General features: G+C 55.3%; 24 protein-coding genes. 10 read left to right on the top strand and 14 right to left on the bottom strand.

Annotated features, from left to right (window positions below; translation table 11 throughout):
• Positions 1 to 14: 14 nt before the first annotated feature.
• From BM373_RS03365 to BM373_RS03385, 5 genes are all read right to left on the bottom strand, one after another.
• Positions 15 to 320 (bottom strand): type II toxin-antitoxin system RelE/ParE family toxin, encoded by a 306-nt coding sequence (locus BM373_RS03365; RefSeq protein ID WP_090459425.1) that lies wholly within the window; start codon positions 318 to 320, stop codon positions 15 to 17.
• Positions 320 to 574: a type II toxin-antitoxin system Phd/YefM family antitoxin gene (locus BM373_RS03370; protein WP_090459429.1), complete on the bottom strand. Its 255-nt coding sequence runs from the start codon at positions 572 to 574 to the stop codon at positions 320 to 322. The genes BM373_RS03365 and BM373_RS03370 overlap by 1 nt, the downstream gene beginning before the upstream one ends.
• Before the next feature lie 84 nt (positions 575 to 658).
• Positions 659 to 1,336, bottom strand: a complete 678-nt coding sequence (locus tag BM373_RS03375; RefSeq protein ID WP_090459431.1) for an SOS response-associated peptidase — start codon at positions 1,334 to 1,336, stop codon at positions 659 to 661.
• Between the two features lie 69 nt (positions 1,337 to 1,405).
• Positions 1,406 to 1,498: a stress response membrane protein YncL gene (gene yncL, locus BM373_RS03380; RefSeq protein ID WP_090459433.1), complete on the bottom strand. Its 93-nt coding sequence runs from the start codon at positions 1,496 to 1,498 to the stop codon at positions 1,406 to 1,408.
• A 167-nt stretch (positions 1,499 to 1,665) separates the two neighbouring features.
• The gene (locus BM373_RS03385) at positions 1,666 to 2,205 is read right to left on the bottom strand and encodes a GNAT family N-acetyltransferase (RefSeq protein WP_256214545.1); all 540 of its coding nucleotides are present in this window, start codon (positions 2,203 to 2,205) and stop codon (positions 1,666 to 1,668) included.
• 68 nt (positions 2,206 to 2,273) lie between these two features.
• On the opposite strand from BM373_RS03385, the gene BM373_RS03390 reads away from it, so the two are divergent.
• Entirely contained in the window at positions 2,274 to 2,894 is a 621-nt protein-coding gene (locus tag BM373_RS03390; RefSeq protein WP_090459437.1) for a LysE family translocator, read from the top strand.
• A 17-nt stretch (positions 2,895 to 2,911) separates the two neighbouring features.
• Here the strand turns inward: BM373_RS03390 and BM373_RS03395 are convergent, their stop codons facing one another.
• From BM373_RS03395 to BM373_RS03410, 5 genes are all read right to left on the bottom strand, one after another.
• Positions 2,912 to 4,495: a methyl-accepting chemotaxis protein gene (locus BM373_RS03395; RefSeq protein WP_090459440.1), complete on the bottom strand. Its 1,584-nt coding sequence runs from the start codon at positions 4,493 to 4,495 to the stop codon at positions 2,912 to 2,914.
• 236 nt (positions 4,496 to 4,731) lie between these two features.
• Positions 4,732 to 6,543 carry a sensor domain-containing phosphodiesterase gene (locus BM373_RS03400; protein WP_090459443.1) on the bottom strand — a complete coding sequence of 604 codons (1,812 nt, stop codon included), beginning with the start codon at positions 6,541 to 6,543 and terminating at the stop codon, positions 4,732 to 4,734.
• A 223-nt stretch (positions 6,544 to 6,766) separates the two neighbouring features.
• Positions 6,767 to 6,841 (bottom strand): protein YoaJ, encoded by a 75-nt coding sequence (gene yoaJ, locus BM373_RS21910; RefSeq protein ID WP_143102621.1) that lies wholly within the window; start codon positions 6,839 to 6,841, stop codon positions 6,767 to 6,769.
• A 62-nt stretch (positions 6,842 to 6,903) separates the two neighbouring features.
• Complete coding sequence (locus tag BM373_RS03405) at positions 6,904 to 7,932, bottom strand: sensor domain-containing diguanylate cyclase (RefSeq protein WP_090459445.1); 1,029 nt, start codon at positions 7,930 to 7,932, stop codon at positions 6,904 to 6,906.
• A gap of 266 nt (positions 7,933 to 8,198) precedes the next feature.
• Positions 8,199 to 8,699, bottom strand: coding sequence for a 2-thiouracil desulfurase family protein (locus BM373_RS03410; RefSeq protein ID WP_090459447.1), 501 nt, complete (start codon positions 8,697 to 8,699; stop codon positions 8,199 to 8,201).
• Positions 8,700 to 8,862: 163 nt separating this feature from the next.
• Here BM373_RS03410 and BM373_RS03415 point away from each other — a divergent pair, with 163 nt between their 5' ends.
• Positions 8,863 to 9,570 (top strand): CTP synthase C-terminal region-related (seleno)protein, encoded by a 708-nt coding sequence (locus BM373_RS03415; protein ID WP_090459448.1) that lies wholly within the window; start codon positions 8,863 to 8,865, stop codon positions 9,568 to 9,570.
• 4 nt (positions 9,571 to 9,574) lie between these two features.
• Here the strand turns inward: BM373_RS03415 and BM373_RS03420 are convergent, their stop codons facing one another.
• Positions 9,575 to 10,765, bottom strand: coding sequence for a CynX/NimT family MFS transporter (locus tag BM373_RS03420; RefSeq protein ID WP_090459451.1), 1,191 nt, complete (start codon positions 10,763 to 10,765; stop codon positions 9,575 to 9,577).
• A gap of 98 nt (positions 10,766 to 10,863) precedes the next feature.
• On the opposite strand from BM373_RS03420, the gene BM373_RS03425 reads away from it, so the two are divergent.
• The 5 genes from BM373_RS03425 (at position 10,864) to BM373_RS03445 (ending at position 14,948) form a co-directional block, all read left to right on the top strand.
• On the top strand, positions 10,864 to 11,643 hold the full coding sequence (locus tag BM373_RS03425) for an AraC family transcriptional regulator (protein ID WP_090459453.1): 780 nt from the start codon (positions 10,864 to 10,866) through the stop codon (positions 11,641 to 11,643).
• Between the two features lie 203 nt (positions 11,644 to 11,846).
• Positions 11,847 to 12,671: an ABC transporter substrate-binding protein gene (locus tag BM373_RS03430; protein ID WP_090459456.1), complete on the top strand. Its 825-nt coding sequence runs from the start codon at positions 11,847 to 11,849 to the stop codon at positions 12,669 to 12,671.
• A 1-nt stretch (position 12,672) separates the two neighbouring features.
• Complete coding sequence (locus tag BM373_RS03435) at positions 12,673 to 13,509, top strand: amino acid ABC transporter ATP-binding protein (protein ID WP_090459459.1); 837 nt, start codon at positions 12,673 to 12,675, stop codon at positions 13,507 to 13,509.
• The gene (locus BM373_RS03440; protein WP_090459462.1) at positions 13,493 to 14,266 is read left to right on the top strand and encodes an amino acid ABC transporter permease; all 774 of its coding nucleotides are present in this window, start codon (positions 13,493 to 13,495) and stop codon (positions 14,264 to 14,266) included. The genes BM373_RS03435 and BM373_RS03440 overlap by 17 nt, the downstream gene beginning before the upstream one ends.
• Complete coding sequence (locus BM373_RS03445; protein ID WP_090459464.1) at positions 14,256 to 14,948, top strand: amino acid ABC transporter permease; 693 nt, start codon at positions 14,256 to 14,258, stop codon at positions 14,946 to 14,948. Before BM373_RS03440 ends, BM373_RS03445 begins: the two co-directional genes overlap by 11 nt.
• Here the strand turns inward: BM373_RS03445 and BM373_RS03450 are convergent.
• Complete coding sequence (locus BM373_RS03450; RefSeq protein WP_090459466.1) at positions 14,931 to 15,377, bottom strand: DUF441 domain-containing protein; 447 nt, start codon at positions 15,375 to 15,377, stop codon at positions 14,931 to 14,933. The genes BM373_RS03445 and BM373_RS03450 overlap by 18 nt on opposite strands.
• A gap of 126 nt (positions 15,378 to 15,503) precedes the next feature.
• Between BM373_RS03450 and yoaI the strand changes: the two genes are divergently transcribed.
• A complete protein-coding gene (yoaI, locus tag BM373_RS21770; RefSeq protein WP_090459468.1) occupies positions 15,504 to 15,614 on the top strand; it encodes a small membrane protein YoaI in 111 nt (36 codons plus the stop codon).
• 57 nt (positions 15,615 to 15,671) lie between these two features.
• Here yoaI and BM373_RS03460 read toward each other — a convergent pair whose 3' ends face one another.
• Entirely contained in the window at positions 15,672 to 16,955 is a 1,284-nt protein-coding gene (locus tag BM373_RS03460; protein ID WP_090459470.1) for a YeaH/YhbH family protein, read from the bottom strand.
• Positions 16,956 to 17,066: 111 nt separating this feature from the next.
• Positions 17,067 to 19,001: a protein kinase YeaG gene (gene yeaG / locus BM373_RS03465; RefSeq protein ID WP_090459472.1), complete on the bottom strand. Its 1,935-nt coding sequence runs from the start codon at positions 18,999 to 19,001 to the stop codon at positions 17,067 to 17,069.
• A 430-nt stretch (positions 19,002 to 19,431) separates the two neighbouring features.
• Here yeaG and BM373_RS03470 point away from each other — a divergent pair, with 430 nt between their 5' ends.
• Positions 19,432 to 20,178 (top strand): MipA/OmpV family protein, encoded by a 747-nt coding sequence (locus BM373_RS03470; RefSeq protein WP_090459474.1) that lies wholly within the window; start codon positions 19,432 to 19,434, stop codon positions 20,176 to 20,178.
• 78 nt (positions 20,179 to 20,256) lie between these two features.
• Complete coding sequence (locus BM373_RS03475; protein ID WP_090459476.1) at positions 20,257 to 21,111, top strand: aldo/keto reductase; 855 nt, start codon at positions 20,257 to 20,259, stop codon at positions 21,109 to 21,111.
• The last annotated feature ends 24 nt before the right edge of the window (positions 21,112 to 21,135 follow it).

The following is a 21,135-nucleotide window of genomic DNA, read 5'->3' on the forward strand; positions in this document are numbered from 1 at the left end:
CGTTTTTTTATGCGTCAGGCAGGCCGACGTTTAAGCAATACCTTTGGTAATCGCGACTGATGCAGGATTCCGATTACCTGAATAACGCCTTTAACCCGCACGAAAAAGAATGAATGGCGTTCATAAGGCCAGCACAGTATGCCAGGCCAGGTTTCCGCGCTGATATCAATGCCCATGTCGTTATCAGCCACAATCTGCATCGTATTGCGCATACCCTGCAAATACACCCGCGTAATAGCCGAATTCCAGTGCTGCAATGAGTAAGCTTTCACTTCTTTTAAATCTTCTTTCGCATCATCCGTAAGCGTGAATGTTCCCATTACAAGTCCTTCATTAACTCATCAAAGGTCGCATCGCCGTCATGCAACTGACCCTTTTTCGCCTGAGCGAGGGAGTGCGCCAGCTTATCGCGCAATACAGCCAGCTTGAGTTCCTCATAATCTTCGTACTCTTCGACCGGAATAACGACGACTGCCGCGCGACCGTTTTTGGTGATGGTTACGGCTTCACGCTGCGCCTTTGTCATGAGTTCGCCAAACTGCGTTTTAGCCTGATTCGCAGTAAAACTGAGCATAGGGATTCCTTAATTACGTGCTAATAGTGCGGATCGTGCGATTGGCACCATTATAGTTGAAGGCGGGGAATTTTTAAGCGGTTTTTATACGTCACCTTCCGGCTCAATTAACTCCGCGCCCTGATTTTGCACGTTCCCCACTGCGCGTGTGACCGGGTGCCAGGTGAATTCCTCAGCCGCTACCGCGCCGGTTTTTGCCAGTTCTTCGGCATCAACACCGCGCGTCTCCTGATGCAGCCACTCGCGTGCAGCTTCCGGGGTTAACACCAGCGGGCGACGATCGTGAATATCCACCAGCCCTTTATCCGCAGCGGCTGTGACGATTAAAAATCCCTCCGCCTCATCGCCGCGCTCAAACGGGGTGCTGCCGATGGCCGCCATGAAAATGGGTTCTCCGTCTGCGCGATGAATGAAATAGGGCTGCTTACGGTTGCCCTCTTTTTTCCACTCGAACCAGCCATCGGCAAACACAATTGCCCGGCCATGCTGCCACAGCGGTTTAAACATGCGGCTGGTGGCAGCGGTTTCGACGCGGGCATTAATTAACGCCGGTTTATCCCACCAGCCAGGGGCGTAACCCCAGTGGACGGGATCAAGATGCAGCAGATCGTCGCGCTCGTTCAGCAACAGAACTTTGGTTCCCGGTGCGACGTTATAGCGATCAATCGGCTGGGGATCGTAGGGAATATCGCGCTCGGCTTCGTTAGCCAGAAACGCCAGATATTCTTCGCGGGTCCGGGCCTGAGCAAATCGTCCGCACATACGCTCTCCACTTATTAATAAAAACGGGAACCTGATGGCTCCCGTTTATTTGTCGACTTAAGTACAGTCTTAAAACCAGTTATATTTCGACGACAATGCGAGAAACAGGCCAGCAGCAGCCAGCACGTTAAGTAAAACCACCGTTCGACTGGATACGTTCATCAATGCATCCTTTTTTAATGTTGGCGAGAAGAATCACGCAAAATGATATAAGTTTCACGACTACCTCATAGTGTAGGCAGCCTGCTAAGCTTTTCCTCATTCTTTTGACTTATTTTTATAGTGGGTGGTGTGTCGCGTGAGATTGCCTGATGACCTCATTCCCCGAACTATTCGCCTAGAATCTTATTCATATTGATGCCGGTGACGTTAAATCCGCAGCCTTCATAGACATGTTTAGCGCGATGGTTTTCAGCGGCGACCCGTAGTTTTATCTGGTTATAGCCTTCGTCAAGCAGCATCCTTTCCAGCTCTTTTAAGGCCTCGCTGCCAAAACCCTGATTGCGGTAGTCGGGGTGCAGATAAAAATCACAGATATAAATGGATTTGAGTGCTCTGTCTGGCTTGTACCATAAATAACCGATGGTTACGGTCTTACCGGTAATTTCTGTCTGAATGCACAATAATACCTGGCCCGGACTTTTTTCACCCTGCGGAAGGCTGGTTTCTATTTCGGTTTGTGCCTGAAGCAGGGCGGCTTGCGCGCGCAGGCGATAATTCGCTTCTATTTCCGCGGCGTAATCAGCGACAAAATAGCTCAGGAACTCCTGATAATCGCTTCCCTCCATGGGCTTAAATGAAATCATGCGCTCTTTCTCAATGTTATTGCGATAGCTGACGAAACTACCATCCCTGGCTTTAGTAGTCACGCCGCCTGTGCCGCCGGTTTCTGTTATTATCCGGCACGTTGTATTCACCCCAAACACGGAGAACCATCGTGAACATCTATGACAGCCTGCTGGCCTTTACCGCTGCCGCCGCACTTTTAACGCTGACGCCGGGGCTGGATACGGCGCTGATTTTGCGCACCGCCTCGGTTGAGAGCAAAAGCAACGCGTTCAAAGCGGCGATGGGGATTAACGTCGGGTGTTTTATCTGGGGAGCGATGGTGGCCTTTGGGCTGGGCGCGCTGATTGCGGTGTCTGAGCTGGCCTATAACATTTTAAAATACTGCGGCGCGGCCTATCTGTGCTGGCTCGGGCTCATTATGCTGTTGCGCCCCGGCAGCGGATTAACCGCCGTTGATGCCGGGGGCAAAGAGAAGAAAAACTGGTTTGTCAAAGGGCTGCTCGGCAACCTGTTAAACCCGAAAATGGGTGTGTTTTACGTGTCGTTCCTGCCGCAGTTTATCCCGCAGGGTCAGCCGCTGATTGCCTGGACATTTGGACTGGTCGCCATTCACGTGATGCTGGGGATGAGCTGGTCAACGGTGCTGATCCTCGCCACCCGCCCGCTGGCGCGATTCTTAAAACGTGACGCGGTGTCACGCTGGATGGATCGCTGTACCGGCACGCTGTTCCTGTTATTTGCCACAAAGCTGGCGCTGAGTAAGCGTTAATCAGCGCCGGGCCTCTCTTACGCCGCGTCGGTGCGCAGCTTAAACACCTGCACCATATCCAGCAGTTTGTGCGCCTGATCCTGCATTGAATGCGCTGCCGCCGACGATTCCTCTGACAGCGTGGCGTTCTGCTGCGTCGCGGTATCCATATGCGTCATCGCGATATGCACCTGGTCAATACCGACGCTCTGCTCGTTGCTGGCAATCGAAATGGTCTCCACCAGCTGGCTGACGCGCTCGACGCTCTGCACGATCTCCTCCATCGCCGTCCCGGCATGATTCACCAGCGTATTGCCCTCGCTAATGCGGTTCACCGAGCGGGCGATCAGCTCGCCAATCTCTTTTGCCGCGGTAGCTGAACGCTGCGCCAGAGCACGAACTTCGCTGGCGACCACCGCAAAACCCCGGCCTTCGGTACCCGCACGCGCGGCTTCCACGGCAGCGTTCAGCGCCAGGATATTGGTCTGGAAGGCGATGCTGTCAATCACGCCAATGATGTTGTTGATCTCGCTGGCCAGTTTGTTGATTTCACTCATGGTGGTGACCACTTTAGCGACCGCCTCACCGCCCTGGCTTGCCACGGCGCAGGCTTCGCGGGTAATGCCGCTGGCGATGCGCGAGTTCTCGGTGTTGTTTTTCACCACCGAGGTCAGCTCTTCCATGGAGGCGACCGTTTCTTCCAGCGCGCTGGCCTGCGCTTCGTTGCGCGCAGACAACTCAAGACTGCCGGTGGCAATCTGCTTTGAGGCGGTGGCGATGGTTTCAGTTCCGCTGCGCACGCCGTTGACGATCCGCGTCAGGTTATCGTTCATCTCATGCAGGGCGCGCATCAGCTCAGCGGTTTCATCGCGCCCGCTAACGTTAATCGACGCCTGTAAATCTCCGGCGGCGACATGGCGGGCGATGGAGACTGCCTGGGCCAGCGGGCGCGTGATGCTGCGTACCAGCCAGAAAGTGATTAACAGACCCGCGATCAGCGTCAGCGCCATTACCAGCAGCACCATCAGGCGGGTCTGCTCATACAGCGCCTGGCTGCGGTCATTGGTTTGCTGACGGATCACGTCCGCCTGTTTGAGCGTATTAGTGACCATGGCGTCGATCATGCGCGTCGGCTCGCGGTCGATACCGGAAACCAGTTTATCGACGCGCTGGGCGCTGGTGGCATCAGCAATCACAAACTGTTCCAGCGCGGAAAGGTAGTGCTGCTCAAGCTCCGCGTGCAGGCGAAGGGTCTGCTCATCAAGCTGATTATCGAGGCCAATTTGCGGCAGCAGTTCGCTGAGTTGCGCCAGCAAATCCTGGGTTTTCTGGCCCTGTGCGACGAAAGCATTTTTATATTTATCAAACTGCTCCTGACTCTGACCGCCGCGCAGCAGGATGTTTTTCCACTCCTGGACCTGGATTTTAAACTGCACCTGCGCGTTGCGGGCGGTATCGATACTTTGTGCGACGCGTTTCTCGGTCGCCATAATGTGCTGGTTTTGCGTCAGCCCGTCGGTGTTGATCTGTAATCCGCGAATGCCGATAAACAGGGTGGCCAGCAGCAGCAGGGTGGACAGCACGCCCAGGCGCTGCCCGATAGTCAGGTGGTTAAGTTTCATCTTTCTCATTACTTCCCGGGTCAGTTAACAGCGAGCATGATCACGCGCCTGAGAGATATCGACCTGAAGGGAGAGCGACTTTAACTGACCGCCAATGGCAACCGGAGCGAAATGTGACTTAATGCATTGAAATGCTGGCGATAAAGAATTTTGTGACAGTTATGTGACAGCGTGAAAAAGCGGCACGATCGGGCGGATTTTTACCCTGTATGCGGCGGCACACAGGGTCAGCGCTATTACGGGCGACGCGGCGGGGTGAGGGCGTGAAGATCCAGCGGACTGTTTTGCGCAAGCCAGGTCGGGATCGCCTCCGGCGCAAGCGGCCGCGAGAAATAATATCCCTGCGCCTCGTCGCAACCGTACTCTTTGAGTATCGTCGCGGTTTCCTGATCCTCCACGCCTTCCGCCAGCACCAGATAATCCAGATCCTTGAGCATCATGATGACGTTGCGGGCGATGATACGACTGCCCTGATCGGTAGTGACCTGGCTTATCAGCGAGCGATCCAGCTTGATAATGTCGATAGGAATTCGGCGTAAGTAGCTGATATTACTGTATCCGGCCCCGAAATCGTCGAGCAGAATTTTAAAGCCTTTCAGTTTCAGGCGATCCAGTTCATCCAGCGCGGTGCCACTCTCCAGCACTTTTTCCGTTTCCAGACACTCAATGCGAATGTCGGCTGGCACCAGACCTGCGGCCAGCATGTCCTCTTCCAGCGCATCGGCAAACCCCTGGCGGGAAAAATCGCTCACCGTCACGTTAATGGAGACGGGCATGGTGATGCCCATGCTGCGCCAGCGTTGCAGTTGTGCAATGACGGTTTTAATCACCCAGTGGGTGATATCGGTCATCAGGCTGGTCTTTTCGGCGAGCCGGACAATGGTAGCGGGAGAGACGTTCCCCACGACCGGATGCTCCCAGCGTAGCAGCGCCTCGCACCCTTCGGTGTGGCCCGTATGCAGCGAAATTTTGGGCTGATAGACCATATAAAGTTGATCCTGCGCCTTGATCGCCTCGCTTAAGTCATACAGCAATCTGAAATCATCATTGCGCTTCTGATCGACATCGGCGTTAAAGCTAAGCACCGGTATACGCAGACGGATCGCCTCGTGAAGCGTGCTGATCGCCTGACGCAGAATTTCCTGCGGATCGTCATCGCCGGGTCTGAACTGCACATAGCCGGTAAAAATCTTCAGTTGAATATCAATGTCGCCGCTAATTTGCGCTTCAATATCCGGCAGGGTTTCCGCTTTTTTAATTAAGACTTTGCCATATCCTGCATCGACCAGAATGGCGAAGCGCCCCGGCGCAAACGCATACAGATGGGCGTTCTTTGGCAATTTCAGGCGCAGGCGTAGCAGCGGGCCGAAGCCGCGCAGCATTTTCTCCACCGCCGATAAACCCAGATAACGCGTCAGTTCGTAGGCTTTGGGCATATCAATGCAGTCGAGCAAAATCAGCGTGTGCGGGCGGTGCTCTTTCTGGTGCGCCAGTCTTTCCATCTCTTTCAGCAAAAACTGGCGATTCGGCAGGCCGGTCAGTGGGTCCACCCGGCCAAGGGAATACCAGGCTTCCAGATAGGTGCTGGCCAGAGCGGCGATGCGCAGAAAGTTGTTGATCTGCTGTTCAGACGGAGTGAGCGTTAAAGGATGCGTTACGCACAGGGTGCCCAGCGCCAGCCCTTCACGGGTCATCAGCGGGGCGGCGGCATAAAATATCACTGCGCCAGAGACACACAGTTCATGATCGGAAAAGCGCGAATCGAGACGGGTATCGGCGCAAATAATCGGGCTACAGGTGCGAACCGAATGCTGACACATCGATTCCTGAACCGGCATTTTTTCCGTCTTCAGCGGGACGTTTTTTACATATTTAATATACTGGTATTCGTCGTCGAAAATAGTCACAAAGCATCCGTTGATGCCCATAACTTCTCCCGCCAGATTCGCGAATTCGCCAAGCGCGGCGTCCCTTGCGATATCCTGCTTTCGAAGCAACGCAATGGCCGCCAGTCTTTTAGTTTCATTTTTATTAAGTCCGGTGAACATAACGAGCTCCCGCTCAAATGACTGTGCTGATTTTCTCTGTGTCAGAGTAATAATATTAGTCTATTTGTAACATCAAAATAACACAGCGGCTATGGCCCGAAACGCGTTTAATCACCGCGCGGGCAATAAGCTGAGGATTATTTTCGTAAAGTAAATAAGAGGGTAAAACCCACGCCAGCCTGTTAACTGGCATAAGGTTTTACTTAACCAAAATAAATAAGGGTTACCACCAGCCGAATTGCGTTCCGGCGACAACAACGATGGCGACAATAAGCATAATAATGGTGGTCTTTTTCACAGTGTTCTCCAGCGAACAGGGCAAATTAAAATGTGTCGGCTACCTTGCCATGACCCGCCGGGTTAATCCAGCCGGATAAACGGGGTTTTGTGCTTACTTTTTTTCTCCTGATACATCGCAACATCTGCCTGTCGCAACGCGCTATCAGGATCGCTTTGCGTCGGATCAACCTCAATAATGCCAATGCTTGCGCCAGGGTAGGAAATACGCACCTGGCCCAGGGAATACTCGCCGGCGATTTGTCCATGCAGACGCGCTTTCATGGCTGCCAGATCGGTACGCGTGTCGCTATCGCGCGGGTTGCCCGGACAGGCGATCATAAACTCATCGCCGCCCAGCCTGCCAGCGATGTCGTCGGCCTGGCACAGACGCAAAATGCGCTCGCCGACCTGGATAAGAAAGGCGTCACCCGCTTCATGACCATAATCGTCATTAATGGTTTTGAAATTATCGAGATCGATAAAGGCAATAATCACGGAAAGATCGAGGTGGCGGGCCAGCGAAAAGAGGGTGGTGAGATTATCAAAAATCGCCCGGCGGTTGGGCAGGCCGGTCAGCGGATCGGTATAAGAGTGGGCGATCAGCGCCGCATTCGCTTCACGCAACTGCGCTACCAGCGACTCTTTTTGAATGGCCTGGGCAATCAGCCCGGCGAACAGGTGCAGCACCTGATTGGCCCGCACGCTGAGTGAATGGGTGTCGCTGCTGGCAGCGCACAGGGTGCCGTACAGCGTTCCATCAGACAGATGAATCGGTGTGCTGAGGTAGGATTTGATCCCAAGCGCCGCTGCGGCCTGGCTGTCACCCCATTTCTGGCTAATGTCCTCGCTAAAGAAACAGCTTTCGTCCATCGCGCGTTTGCACAGCGTGTCGCCCCAGGGCACAGAAAGCCCTTCGGGAATGTTCATCGATTTGCTGTTACGGGCATAGAGAACCTGTTGCAAACGGCTCTCCAGGTCGATTTTTGTCAGATAGGTTGATTCCATCTCGGTCACCAGTTCCAGCATTTCCAGAAGCTGCCGCACCAGGCTTTCAACGGTTTGTTCTGAGGAGAGGGTTTCTGAGACGCGAGCAAGGATGATATCTGACATAACGATGACTAACTCCGGGACTGACCGCGAGGGTACTTATGCTGAATTTTTAAACGGCCGCATAGTAAAACATGAATATCAAAAATTTCATATATCGTGTTTTAGTAGGGGAATGTGAAATTCGGGGGCACCGATCGCGGGCATAAAAAAGCCCCGCGGTTAAATCGGGGCAAAAAATACATTTATTACGGAATGATATTTTATTCTCAGGGTTGGCTGAGAACAGAACGACTGTAGCGCGAAAAGCGGTGGCAACAATGGAGAAATCATGAAGATCGCTCCCGCTCATTCACCCAGTTGATGAGTTCAGGGATCTGGTGCTGTGAAAAAACGGCAATTACGTGCGCCCTGAGCAGGGCCGTCGCCACGCCCATGCCCGGCTGCTGGCTGCCGCTAAAACTGCCGTCATAAATCACCTCGCTGCCGCAGGTGGGGCTGCCGTCGGTGAGCAGGGCGGCAACACAACCCGCGTCCTGCGCGGCACGCAGCGCCAGCCACGCCGCCAGTTGATAGTGGCCTGTGACATCCTGACCATCGCTTTCCACAATTCGTGCGGCTCCGCGCATTACGTCCGCGCCATTGCCGCCGACGATTTCAGCGGGCAGACGGGGAACAGGCAGCCCGGCGGCCAGTTCCGGGCAGTGCATCACCAGCCGCTGTTCCTGATGCCAGTGTTGCAGGGCTGCGGTCAGTTCACTTTTATCGCTGCCGTTATAGCGCACTTTACATCCCATCAGGCAGGCGCTGACCAGTATCTTTGTTTTCATTCAACGGGGCTTTCTTTAACGGATTTCCGTCAGGGTAATACATCCTGCGGGCAAATGCTTTTAATCGCAGGCTACCTGTTTAAGGTATTGTGAAATCGACAAAAGATCGGTAGTTTGAGGTGCCTTATGTTATCTGAAAATTGCTCCACATAAGGAACCTTGCATGGAAACCACGCCATCCAAAGAAACCCTGCGTATCGCGCTTGTCGGTGATTACAATCCTGACGTTGCCGCGCATCAGGCTATTCCGCTGGCTATCGACGATGCCGCCGCCGTTTTAAACATCACCGCTGATTATGACTGGCTGGCAACGGAAGAGGTGACCAGTGGCGAAGATCTGGTCGGCTATGACGCCATCTGGGTTGTGCCTGCAAGCCCGTATAAAAATGCCGATGGTGCGTTTACCGCCATCCGCTACGCCCGCGAAAACAGCATTCCTTTCCTTGGCACCTGCGGCGGATTCCAGCACGCCATGATCGAATACGCCCGTAACGTCATGGACTGGGAAGATGCCGCCCATGCTGAAACCGACGCCAGTGGCCGGATGGTGATCACGCCGCTGCTCTGCTCGCTGGTCGAACAAACCGGCGTGGTTGAGCTGCGCCCGAATACGCTGATTGCCAAAGCCTATGGCCGCGACAGCATCGAAGAGGGTTACCATTGCAGCTTCGGCGTCTCCGGTGATTTTGCTGACGAACTGGAAACCGGCGATCTGCGCGTCACCGGCTGGGATGAAGAGGGGGAGATCCGTGCCGTTGAGCTGGTCACCCATCCGTTCTTCGTGACCACCCTGTTCCAGCACGAGCGGGGCGCGCTGGCCGGGCGGCCTGTGCCGCTGGTGCAGGCGCTGTTGCGCGCCGCCAGCAACTGAGTCTTTACCGGGCGCTGATTTCCTGATCGCGCCCGGCATACGCGCCAAACGCTGCCATCAGCGCGGATAACAGTGCGCAAAGCAGCAGCGGGAGATGCCAGTCCCCCAGCGTGTCATGCAGGCTGCCCATCAGCGGTGGCCCGCAGGCCGCCAGCAGATAACCCACCGATTGCGCCATGCCTGACAGGGCCGCCGCCTGATGTGCGGAACTTGCGCGCAGGCCGATAAAGGTCAGTCCGAGGATCATCGTTGCCCCCGATCCGAAGCCAAAAATAAGCGTCCACAGGATCGCCTGCGACGGTAACAGCCACAGGCCTACCGTGCCCACCGCGCACATGAGCGCCACCAGAACGGCGATATAACGTTGATCGCGTAACCGGTGCAATATCAGCGGGATCAAAATGCCAGGTGCCGCGGTTGCCAGTTGTAGTAGTCCGTGCAGCGATCCTGCCTGTGCTTCACTGTAGCCGTAGCTTTGCAGTATCGCGGGTAGCCAGCCGATAATCACATAATAAATCAGCGAGTTAAGACCTAAAAACAGCGTCACCTGCCAGGCAAGTGATGAGCGCCAGATACCCCGGTTATGCAGCCCGCCGGAGGCGGTGAGGGTGGCTGGCATATGTTGTTTACGCATCTGCGGCAGCCAGAAGAGCAGGGCCAGCAGGGGAAACGCCATTAAGGCCAGCAGCGCGCCGCGCCAGCCGAATCCACTTAACGCCAGCGGAACCACCAGCGCTGAGCCCAGCGCAGCCGCAGCCCCCATGGTGAGCGAGTACGCGCCGGTCAGCTTTGCCACCTGACCGGCAAAATCACGCTTGATCAGACCCGGAAGCAGCACGTTACCCAGCGCGATCCCGCAGCCAATCACGGCCGTGCCGGTAAATAACAGCGCCGGAACCGGCAGGGAACGCAGGGCAATACCCGCGCAGATCAGCAGCAGGGCCAGCAGCAGGCTGCGCTCAATACCGATACGCCGGGCAATGCCCGCCGCCAGCGGTGAAACCAGCGCAAAGGCCAGCAACGGCAGCGTGGTGAGCAGCCCGGTTTGCGCGGTAGAAAGTCCATAGTCACTGCGGATCGCGTCCAGCAGCGGTGCCGCACCGGTAAAGGTGACGCGAAGGGTGGTGGCAATCAGCAACATACCGAGTATGAGTACGATATTTTGCCGGGCTAAAGAGGGGGTGACCTTAATCATTGTCTTCTCATTCCAAAAATCAGTACGTACCTTAGCGGTTTTCAGAGATGATGAAATCAAGCTAAATTGACAGAATATCGCTAAAACCGGACAAATTTATGCCAGGACTTGGACTTGACGGCTATGAGCCGGACCGCCACGCTGACGCTGCAACGGCGTTTTGTATTCACGTTGCGGCCAGCGAGCAGTACATCCCGCAGCATTATCACCGCAAAGGCCAGCTTATCCTGGCGCTGTCGGGGGCCATTACCTGTGAGGTGGAAAACGCACTGTGGATGGTGCCTCCGCAATATGCCGTGTGGATACCCGGCCAGTATCCGCACAGCAACCGGGCCACGCCCGACGCCAGGCTCTGCTTTTTGTTTATTGAGCCGGGGGCGGTGGAGATGCCCGATTATTGTTGCACCCTCAAAATTTCGTCGCTGGTGCGTGAGTTGATCATGGCGCTGGCGACCCGCCCGACGAAGCGGGACCCGGCCCGGCAGCGTCTGGTTCAGGTGCTGTTTGATGAGTTACCGCAGCAGCCACAAACGCACCTGCACTTGCCCGTGTCAGCCCATCCTAAAATCCGTCAGATGGTCGATACCATGGCCAGCCAGCCTGCCCAGTGGCAAACGCTCAACCAGTGGGCCAGCCTGTTTGCCATGAGCGAGCGCAATCTCGCCCGCCTGGTGGTGAAAGAAACCGGCCTGAGCTTTCGCCGCTGGCGACATCAGCTACAGCTTATCCTCGCCATCCGGCAACTGATAGCCGGTCAGTCGGTGCAGCAGGTTGCGCATACGCTTGGCTACGATTCCACCACCGCGTTTATTACCATGTTTAAAAAAGGCCTCGGTCAGACGCCTGGCCGTTATCTGGCATCGCTGATTAACCCGTAAATATATTGTGCTTATATTTCCGTTTATTAAGTAAGGTCTTATGCGAAATAATCTGAAGGTTGGACTTAAATAAGTTATTCATCTGGCAATTCTGCTTTTCATAACTTTTTTCGATATCTAATGCACTTTTTGATATTTGTCGGACCAATGCGGTTATGTGACTTTAGCCCTGAATTTAAAATAACAGGGATATAAGGATCAGCATGGCAACCTTTAAGCACATAAAAAAAACAGGCGCGCTCACCGCGCTGGCACTGCTTTCAACGCTCTCTTTTGCTGCGCACGCCGATAAATTAGCCGACATCAAAGCGGCAGGTGTCGTAAAAGTCGCCACCTTTGATGCCAACCCACCGTTTGGCGCGATCGATCCGAAAACGCACGATATCGTGGGTTATGACGTGGATTTTGCTAAAGCGCTGGCGAAAAGCCTCGGCGTGAAGCTGGAACTGGTGGCGACCAACCCGGCAAACCGTATTCCGCTGTTGCAGTCGGGTAAAGTGGATCTGATTGTCGCCGATATCACCATTACCCCGGAACGCGCACAGGTGATCGATTTCTCTGTGCCTTATTTTGTGACCGGACAGCAATTCCTGGTCCCGGCTGACGGCAAAGACTCCCTCGACGCTTACAGCAAAGCGCGCATCGGCGCGGTGAAAGGCACCACCGGTGAGCAGGCGCTGCACCAGCGTTTCCCGCAGTCTCGCGTGCTGGCGTATGACGATATTCCACTGGCGCTGACCGCGCTGCGTAACGGTAATGTGCAGGCGATCACGCAGGACAGCACCATTCTGGCGGGTCTGCTGGCGGAAGCGCCGGACAAAGCGAAGTTTAAAATCCTGCCGGATCTGCTCTCTAAAGAAGAGATCGGCGTGGGCGTCACCAAAGGTGAAACGGCGCTGCTGAAAGCGGTGAATGACGAACTGGTGAAACTTGAGCAGAACGGTGATGCCGCCAACATCTACGACACCTGGTTTGGCCCACAGACCAAAACCCCGCAGCCGCGCAGCTTTAAAATAGAAGCGAAGTAATATGTTTGCTGGTTTATTCTCCACCTCCGTGGCCTCTGCCCCGGAGGTGTGTTCCGTGCAAAAAGGCACGGTCGAATTTCGTCAGGTCAGTAAGCGCTATGGCGATCATCAGGTGCTGGACGGGATTGATTTGCAGGTGCGTGCAGGCGAGGTGATCGCCGTGTGCGGGCCGTCCGGCTCGGGAAAATCGACCTTAATCCGTTTGATTAATCAGCTTGAAACTGTCACCGGCGGGGAAATCTATATTGATGGTCACCCGACCAGCCAGCTCAAAGGGCGCGCGCTGCGCCAAATCCGCCGCCAGGTCGGGTTTGTCTTCCAGCAGTTTAATCTCTACGCCCACCTCAATGCGCTGGATAACATCACTCTCGCGCTGACCAAAGTGCACGGTCAGTCAGAGGCTGAGGCGCAACACACAGCACTGGCCCTGCTTGAGCGTGTCGGCCTGGGGGATAAGGCGCAGCATTTTCCGGCGCAGCTCTCCGGCGGGCAACAGCAACGGGTGGCGATTGCCCGCACGCTGGCTGCAAAGCCGCACATCATTTTGTTCGACGAGCCGACCTCGGCGCTCGATCCGGAGATGATTGGTGAAGTGCTCCAGGTGATGAAATCGCTGGCCCACAGCGGAATGACGCTGATTGTGGTGACGCACGAAATGCAGTTTGCCCGCGAGATCGCCGACCGGGTGGTGTTTATCGACGGTGGACACATTCTGGAGCAGGCCACGCCGGAACAGTTCTTTACCGCGCCACAGCACCCGCGCGCGCAGCGGTTCCTGCAAAAAGTGTTCAATCCGCTGCATGCTGAAACAAGGATCGGTGATGAATCTGCATCTTGACTGGGCCGGGGTGCTGACCGGGCAGCCGCTTCAGTGGATTATTTCAGGTTTCCTCACCACCGTTTGGGTCACGCTCGCCGGAACGGTGCTGGCAACGCTGTTAACCGTGCTGCTGCTGGCCTTACGGCTGGCGGGCGGTCGGGTAGGGCGCGGGCTGGTGGCGGTGTGGGTGTCGCTGTTTCGCAATACGCCGCTTTTGGTGCAACTGCTGTTCTGGTATTTCGCCGCCTGGAATGTGCTGCCGCAGGCGTTTCGCCAGTACGTCAATGACGATCACGTCTTTAGCATTCTGCCCGGCGACGTGTGGTGGTTTACCCCGGAATTTCTGAGCTCGGCCTGGGCGCTGGGGCTGTTTACCGCGGCCTTTCTGGTGGAGGAGATCCAGTCCGGGCTGCACGCTGTGCCGAAAGGGCAGACCGAAGCGGCGCGATCGCAGGGCTTTAGCGAACTGGCGCTGTTTCGTCACGTATTGCTGGCACAGGGGTTAAAAAACGCCTGGCAGCCGGTGGTGGGGCAGTATCTGAATCTGATGAAGCTCTCCTCGCTGGCGACCGGGATCGGTTTTGCTGAACTGACGTACCAGACCCGGCAGATCGAAAGTTATAACGCGCACGCGCTGGAAGCTTTCGCCATCGGCAGTGCGCTCTATCTGCTACTGGGGCTGGTGATGAGCCTGCTGTTCAACGCGCCGCTGTGGTGGCGGGCGCAGCGGCAGGCAGATACGGTCGCGCGCAGGGAGGTGCAACATGATCGCTAATATTACGGTCATTACCGATAATCTGGATTACCTGCTGTGGGGGCGGGCGGCACAGGGCGAGCCGGGCGGGGTGCTGCTGTCGGTGCTGATGACGCTCGGTGCAGCGGCGCTGGCTTTTCCCGCTGGTATTATGCTCGCCTGCTGCGCCTGGCGCTTTTCGGGCTGGCCGCGCAGGGTGCTGTTTGTCTGGGCGGAACTGATCCGGGGTATACCGCTGATTTTTGTGATTTTCTGGCTGTGGTTTTTGCTGCCCGCGCTGACCGGGGCGGATCTGCCGGGTGCTGTGACAGTCACCCTGGCGCTGGCGTGGTTTACCTCCGCATCGGTGATGTACTCGACGCTTGCCGCGCTGGGGGCGCTGCCGAAAGGGCAATATGAAGCGGCTGTCGCCGGGGGATTCAGTAGCCTGCAAGGGTTGCGCTGGGTGCTGTTGCCGCAGGCGTTGCGAAACGCACTGCCGTCTTACGTCGGGCTGTTGATTGCGCTGCTGAAAGACACCTCGCTGGCGTTTATCGTCAACGTCCCGGAGTTAACCACCGTTGCCGGGCAGGTTAACAGCCGGGTGCAGGTTTACCCGGCGGCGCTGTTTATCTTCACCGGACTGGTTTACTACCTTCTCTGTAGCCTGCTGGAACAGTCGGTCAGGCGCTGGCAGCGCCGGACGTTATTGCCGGCCAATTAGCAGCGAGACCAGGCCTGCGGCAATCAGTGGCCCGACCGGCACGCCCCGGAACAGGGCCACACCCAGCACGGTGCCGACCAGCAGGCCCGCCACCAGCGAGGGTTGTGCGCTCATCAGCGTGACGCCGCGCCCGCCCAGCCACGAAACAAACACGCCGACGGCAATCGCCACCAGCGATTTCCAGTTCACAAAAGAGTGCAGCAAAGTGGAGGGCGGCAGGGTGCCGCTGGCAATCGGGGCCATCACGCCGATGGTCAGAATGATGATGCCAATCGACAGCCCCTGTTTTTCAATCCACGGGAAGAAGGTGTTGAGCGGCGTCACCCGCACAATGATCAGCACCAGAATAGAGACGGCGACGGTGGTGTTGTGGCTGACAAACCCCAGCGCGGCAAGAGCAAGTAAAATAAGTAATGTAGTATCAAACATCCCGGTCGTTCCTGGCCAAAATATAAGCCTGCTTACTGTACGCGCATCGGCGTGAAAAAACGTCATGAAATTGTCACCATTTTCAGGGCATAGTAGCGCATCGTCTAAAAAAACGTCAGGTGGACTATGAACGATCCCATGCTTGTGGAAACGCTGCTTATCACCTCGTTATTTTTTGCCATTATTGCCGTGCTGGTGGTGTCGGTGCTGATCCTGGAACGATCGGGCTGGCGGTAAGATTTTCAGATACAAAAACGCCAGTGAACGGGCGTTCACTGGCGGGTAAGCGGCAGATTAGTTGTGGGAATCTGCCGACTGTTTATGGAACAGTTCCCGGAACACCGGATAGATATCATCCTGATCGCGAATGTGCTGCATGGCAAAGTTTTCAAACATCGCCTGCAAATGTTCATATTCGCGCCACAGCGTCTGGTGCGCACGGCGGGTGATTTCGATATAGCTGTAGTAACGCACCACCGGCAGGATTTTCTTCGCCAGAATTTCGTGGCACAACGGGGAGTCATCGGCCCAGTTATCCCCATCCGACGCCTGCGCGGCATAGATGTTCCACTGCGCCGGGTCGTAGCGATCTTTGACCACTTCATCCATCAGTTTCAGCGCGCTGGAGACAATGGTTCCCCCGGTTTCCTGCGAGTAGAAGAACTCATGTTCATCCACTTCTTTGGCCTGGGTGTGGTGGCGAATGTAAACCACCTCCACGTTCTTATAGGTCCGGCTCAGGAACAGATAGAGCAGAATATAAAAACGCTTCGCCATGTCTTTGGTCACCTGATCCATGGAGCCGGAAACGTCCATCAGACAGAACATCACCGCCTGGCTCGACGGCTCCGGGCGTTTCTCGTAGTTCTTGTAACGTAAATCAAAGGTGTCGATAAACGGCACCCGCTCGATTTTGGCGCGCAGTTCAGCGATTTCCTTGCGCAGCCGCTCTTCTTCCAGCAACTGCACCGGTTCGCTTTTGGCGACGGTATCGAGATTCTCTTCCAGTTCACGCAACTGGCGACGCTTACCCGCCGTCATCGCCGTGCGTCGCGCCAGCGAGTTTTGCAGCGAGCGGACGACGCTGATGTTGGCCGGGACGCCGTTCGAGGTGTAGCCCGCGCGGTGCGTTTTGTACTCGTTTAGCTGGCGCTGCTGATTCTTTTTCAGATTCGGCAGGGCCAGATCTTCAAACAGCAGATCCAGATATTCATCTTTGGAAATTTGAAAAACAAATTCGTCCTGGCCTTCACCGTCCTGGCTGGCCTGTCCCTGACCGCTTCCACCGCCACCGCCGCCCCCCTGGGGACGTTCAATGCGATCGTTCTGGACGAAGTGGTCGTTGCCGGGGTGAACGCGGTTGCGCAGGCCGCCGCGCCCCTGATGAAACATCGGTTCGCTGATATCTTCAGAGGGGATGGAGACGGATTCTCCGCTCTCCACATCGGTTACCGAGCGTTTGTTAATGGCCCCGGAAATCGACTGTTTAATTTGCGATTTATAACGGCGCAAGAAGCGCTGGCGGTTCACCGTGCTCTTGTTTTTGCCGTTCAAACGCCGGTCTATGAACCAGGTCATAAGCCCTCCGTACTGCCAACTGTTCGCAGATCCTCCAGGTGCCGGGCAGCGCTGCCGCTGGCCCGGCCTACGGAGTGTTATTGTAAGCCCGGCAGAAAACGGGCAACTGATTTATGACGATTTACGCACGCGCAAATACCATTCGCACAACAAACGCACCTGTTTGCGGGTATAGCCTTTTTCCATCATGCGATCGACAAAATCATCGTGTTTCTTCTGCTCATCCGTGGAGGTTTTTGCATTAAACGAGATGACCGGCAGAAGCTCCTCGGTATTGGAGAACATTTTTTTCTCAATGACCGTGCGCAGTTTTTCGTAGCTCGTCCAGTTAGGGTTGCGGCCGCTATTGTTGGCGCGGGCGCGCAGCACAAAGTTGACGATCTCGTTACGGAAGTCTTTCGGGTTGCTGATCCCGGCGGGCTTCTCGATTTTTTCAAGCTCGGCATTTAACGATTCACGGTCAAAGAGCTGCCCGGTGTCCGGATCGCGATACTCCTGATCCTGGATCCAGAAGTCAGCGTAGGTGACGTAGCGATCGAAAATGTTCTGCCCGTATTCGGAATAGGATTCCAGATAGGCGGTCTGGATCTCTTTGCCAATAAACTCGGCATATTTCGGGATCAGATAGCCTTTGAGGAATTCCAGATAGCGCTCGGCCTGCTCCTGCGGGAACTGCTCGCGCTCGATCTGCTGCTCCAGCACATAGAACAGGTGCACCGGGTTAGCGGCCACTTCCGCATGGTCGAAGTTAAATACGCGGGAGAGGATTTTAAAGGCGAAACGGGTGGAAAGACCGTTCATGCCTTCATCTACACCTGCGTAATCGCGGTATTCCTGGTAGGACTTGGCTTTCGGATCGGTGTCTTTCAGGCTTTCACCGTCATAGACGCGCATTTTTGAATAGATGCTGGAGTTTTCCGGCTCTTTCAGACGCGACAGGATCGAGAAGCGCGACAGGGTTTCCAGGGTGCCCGGCGCGCACGGCGCGTGGGTCAGCTCACTGTGGTTAAGCAGTTTTTCGTAAATCTTGATCTCTTCCGAAATCCGCAGGCAATAAGGCACTTTGACGATGTAAACACGGTCAAGGAATGCCTCATTGTTTTTGTTATTACGGAAGGTCACCCACTCCGATTCGTTGGAGTGCGCGAGGATAATGCCGTTAAAGGGCAGGGCGGAGATCCCCTCCGTACCGTTATAGTTCCCTTCCTGGGTGGCGGTCAGCAGCGGGTGCAGTACCTTAATCGGCGCTTTAAACATCTCGACGAATTCCATTACCCCCTGGTTGGCGCGGCACAATGCACCGGAATAACCGTAGGCGTCAGGATCGTTTTGCGCGTGGTTTTCCAGTTTGCGGATGTCCACTTTCCCTACCAGCGCGGAGATGTCCTGGTTGTTTTCATCGCCCGGTTCCGTTTTGGCGATGGCGATTTGTTCAAGAATGGACGGCCAGACTTTCACTACCCGGAATTTGGAAATATCGCCGCCAAAATCATGCAGGCGTTTTGCCGCCCACGGCGACATGATGGTGCCGAGGTAGCGGCGGGGCACGCCATACTCTTTTTCCAGAATGGCGGCGTCTTCCTGCGGGTTAAACAGGCACAGCGGGTGATCGTTGACCGGGCTGCGTTCGCCGTTGGCGCTCAGCACATAGATCGGTACCCGCTGCATCAGGGATTTCAGGCGCTCGGCGAGAGACGATTTACCGCCACCGACCGGGCCGAGTAAATAAAGGATCTGTTTCTTCTCTTCCAGTCCCTGGGCGGCGTGTTTGAGGTAGGAAACGATCTGCTCGATGGCATCTTCCATACCATAAAATTCTTCAAACGCCGGATAGCGTCCAATCACACGGTTCGAAAAGAGACGGGAAAGCCGTGGCTCCTGGGCAGTGTCCACCATTACAGGTTCACCAATGGCCATTAATAGCCTTTCTGCCGCATTAGCATAGGCACTGCGATCTTGCCGGCAAATAGCAAGAAACTCCTGCAGTGTGAACTCTTCGTCCTTGGCAGCTTCATAACGCTGGCGATAGTGATCGAATATATTCATGGCATGCCGTCCTTTCGTTTTTTAGCACAGGAAAAGAGCCGTTCATATGAATAGTGTGGGCTCCCGGAAGTCGTAGACTGAACACGCTTCTCAGTGACAGCAACCCTTGTGCCAGGTTGTTAACGCCCGGAGGTACGAGTTCGTGGTACACCTTCTTAAAATTAAGCGTAGATGGCATTTTCAAAACTTGCCTGCGGGCCCATTCCACTTTCAATGACATATCAATAACTCATCCGATTTTTTTTGCTTTTATTTGAACAGTGCGATCGGCGGTTCATTTTGCTGTCATCTTATTGCAAAGCGGCTGTCATTCAGGGTAAGTAAAATAAAGAGTTTAGTTTTGTAATATTCAGGTAAAAAAATTTGGGATGGCAGGCGTGGGCGGTTACACTTCTCCCGCAGATTATTTGACGACAGGAAAGAATGGATTGTGACCAAATTCAAAGTTCTGACACTCGGCGCACTTATTGCTGCCTCAGTTTCACCCGCCATGGCTGACAGCCACGTCTCTGTAGGTGCCGGTGTTGGTGTCCTCGAATCGCCTTATAAGGATTACGATAGCGAGGTTCGCCCCCTTCCGGTTATCACCTATGAAAGCGAAAACTTCTGGTTCCGTGGGCTGGGTGGCGGCTATTACCTGTGGAATGACGAGAGCGATAAGCTGTCGATCATGGCCTACTACTCCCCGTTTGAGTTCAAACCAAAAGACAGCGACAACTGGCAGCTACGCCAGCTTGATAAGCGCAAAGCGACGCTGATGGCCGGTTTGTCTTACGTTCATAACACCCCGTACGGTTTCCTGCGCACCTCGCTTGCGGGCGATACGCTGGATAACAGCAACGGGATTTCCTGGGATCTGGCGTGGCTTTATCGCTATACCAACGGCGGCCTGACGCTGACCCCAGGGATCGGTGTTGAATGGAGCAGCGAAAACCTCAACGACTACTACTATGGCGTGTCGCGCCGTGAAGCCCGTCGCAGCGGCCTTGACCGTTACGAGGCGGACAGCGACTGGAGCCCGTATCTGGAACTTAGCGCCAGCTACAAGCTGACCGACGACTGGAGCGTGTATGGCCTCGGACGTTATACCCATCTGTCGAGCGAAGTGAAAGACAGCCCGATGGTGGATAAGTCCTGGGCAGGCGCGCTCTCAGCGGGTGTGACCTACAGCTTCTGATACCGACAATTTGTGCAAAATACCAGGGCGCGTTGCGCCCTTTTTGCATTATGGTGGGGAGCATTACAGGAGGGGCAAATGACAGATAAACAGGTTGTGTTTAACGGTGATGTCAGGCTTCCGGCAATGGGCCAGGGGACCTGGTTTATGGGCGAGAACGCCAGCCAGCGTTCGCGTGAAGTCTCCGCACTGCGTGCAGGTATTGACGCCGGGTTATCGCTTATCGACACCGCTGAAATGTATGCTGACGGCGGTGCTGAAGAGGTGGTGGGCGAGGCGATTAACGGCTTTCGTGACCGCGTGTTTCTGGTGTCGAAAGTCTACCCGTGGAATGCCGGTGGGCAAAAAGCGATTGCCGCCTGTGAAGCCAGTTTACGCAGGCTCGGTACCGATTACCTCGATCTCTATTTGCTGCACTGGCGGGGAAACTACTCGCTGGCAGAGACGGTGGAGGTGATGGAGACGCTGACCCAGCAGGGCAAAATCCGCCGCTGGGGAGTGTCGAATCTGGATTATGCCGACATGCAGGAACTCTGGAATGTGGACGGCGGCAAGGCCTGCGCCACCAATCAGGTGCTGTATCACCTTGCCTCACGTGGCATTGAGTTTGATCTGTTGCCGTGGTGCCAGCAACAGGCGATGCCGATCATGGCCTACTGCCCGCTGGCACAAGCCGGACGCCTGCGTGATGGTCTGCTGGAAAACCGCACGGTATGTGAAATTGCCCATGCACATCAGGTGAGTAGCGCCCAGGTGCTGCTGGCGTGGGTGATAAGTCATGCGGGGGTGATGGCGATTCCAAAAGCAGCCAGCGTGGAGCATGTGAAAGATAACGCGGCGGCACTGGAGTTGACGCTCTCTGTGGAAGAGCTGGCGATGCTGGATAAGGCGTTTCCGGCACCGGGGCGTAAAACGCGGCTGGATATGGTGTAGGAGGCCCCTCACCCCGGCCCTCTC

Origin of the sequence: Enterobacter sp. kpr-6, from assembly GCF_900116015.1 — a bacterium.
In the GTDB taxonomy this organism is placed as follows: domain Bacteria; phylum Pseudomonadota; class Gammaproteobacteria; order Enterobacterales; family Enterobacteriaceae; genus Enterobacter_D.

Bases quoted from the DNA above. Each gene is read 5' to 3' on its own strand.
- BM373_RS03365 (WP_090459425.1), bottom strand. From the start codon at position 320: ATGGGAACATTCACGCTTACGGATGATGCGAAAGAAGATTTAAAAGAA.
- BM373_RS03370 (WP_090459429.1), bottom strand. From the start codon at position 574: ATGCTCAGTTTTACTGCGAATCAGGCTAAAACGCAGTTTGGCGAACTC.
- BM373_RS03375 (WP_090459431.1), bottom strand. From the start codon at position 1,336: ATGTGCGGACGATTTGCTCAGGCCCGGACCCGCGAAGAATATCTGGCG.
- yncL (WP_090459433.1), bottom strand. From the start codon at position 1,498: ATGAACGTATCCAGTCGAACGGTGGTTTTACTTAACGTGCTGGCTGCT.
- BM373_RS03395 (WP_090459440.1), bottom strand. From the start codon at position 4,495: ATGAAACTTAACCACCTGACTATCGGGCAGCGCCTGGGCGTGCTGTCC.
- BM373_RS03400 (WP_090459443.1), bottom strand. From the start codon at position 6,543: ATGTTCACCGGACTTAATAAAAATGAAACTAAAAGACTGGCGGCCATT.
- BM373_RS03405 (WP_090459445.1), bottom strand. From the start codon at position 7,932: ATGTCAGATATCATCCTTGCTCGCGTCTCAGAAACCCTCTCCTCAGAA.
- BM373_RS03410 (WP_090459447.1), bottom strand. From the start codon at position 8,699: ATGAAAACAAAGATACTGGTCAGCGCCTGCCTGATGGGATGTAAAGTG.
- BM373_RS03415 (WP_090459448.1), top strand. From the start codon at position 8,863: ATGGAAACCACGCCATCCAAAGAAACCCTGCGTATCGCGCTTGTCGGT.
- BM373_RS03420 (WP_090459451.1), bottom strand. From the start codon at position 10,765: ATGATTAAGGTCACCCCCTCTTTAGCCCGGCAAAATATCGTACTCATA.
- BM373_RS03425 (WP_090459453.1), top strand. From the start codon at position 10,864: ATGCCAGGACTTGGACTTGACGGCTATGAGCCGGACCGCCACGCTGAC.
- BM373_RS03430 (WP_090459456.1), top strand. From the start codon at position 11,847: ATGGCAACCTTTAAGCACATAAAAAAAACAGGCGCGCTCACCGCGCTG.
- BM373_RS03435 (WP_090459459.1), top strand. From the start codon at position 12,673: ATGTTTGCTGGTTTATTCTCCACCTCCGTGGCCTCTGCCCCGGAGGTG.
- BM373_RS03440 (WP_090459462.1), top strand. From the start codon at position 13,493: ATGAATCTGCATCTTGACTGGGCCGGGGTGCTGACCGGGCAGCCGCTT.
- BM373_RS03445 (WP_090459464.1), top strand. From the start codon at position 14,256: ATGATCGCTAATATTACGGTCATTACCGATAATCTGGATTACCTGCTG.
- BM373_RS03450 (WP_090459466.1), bottom strand. From the start codon at position 15,377: ATGTTTGATACTACATTACTTATTTTACTTGCTCTTGCCGCGCTGGGG.
- yoaI (WP_090459468.1), top strand. From the start codon at position 15,504: ATGAACGATCCCATGCTTGTGGAAACGCTGCTTATCACCTCGTTATTT.
- BM373_RS03460 (WP_090459470.1), bottom strand. From the start codon at position 16,955: ATGACCTGGTTCATAGACCGGCGTTTGAACGGCAAAAACAAGAGCACG.
- yeaG (WP_090459472.1), bottom strand. From the start codon at position 19,001: ATGAATATATTCGATCACTATCGCCAGCGTTATGAAGCTGCCAAGGAC.
- BM373_RS03475 (WP_090459476.1), top strand. From the start codon at position 20,257: ATGACAGATAAACAGGTTGTGTTTAACGGTGATGTCAGGCTTCCGGCA.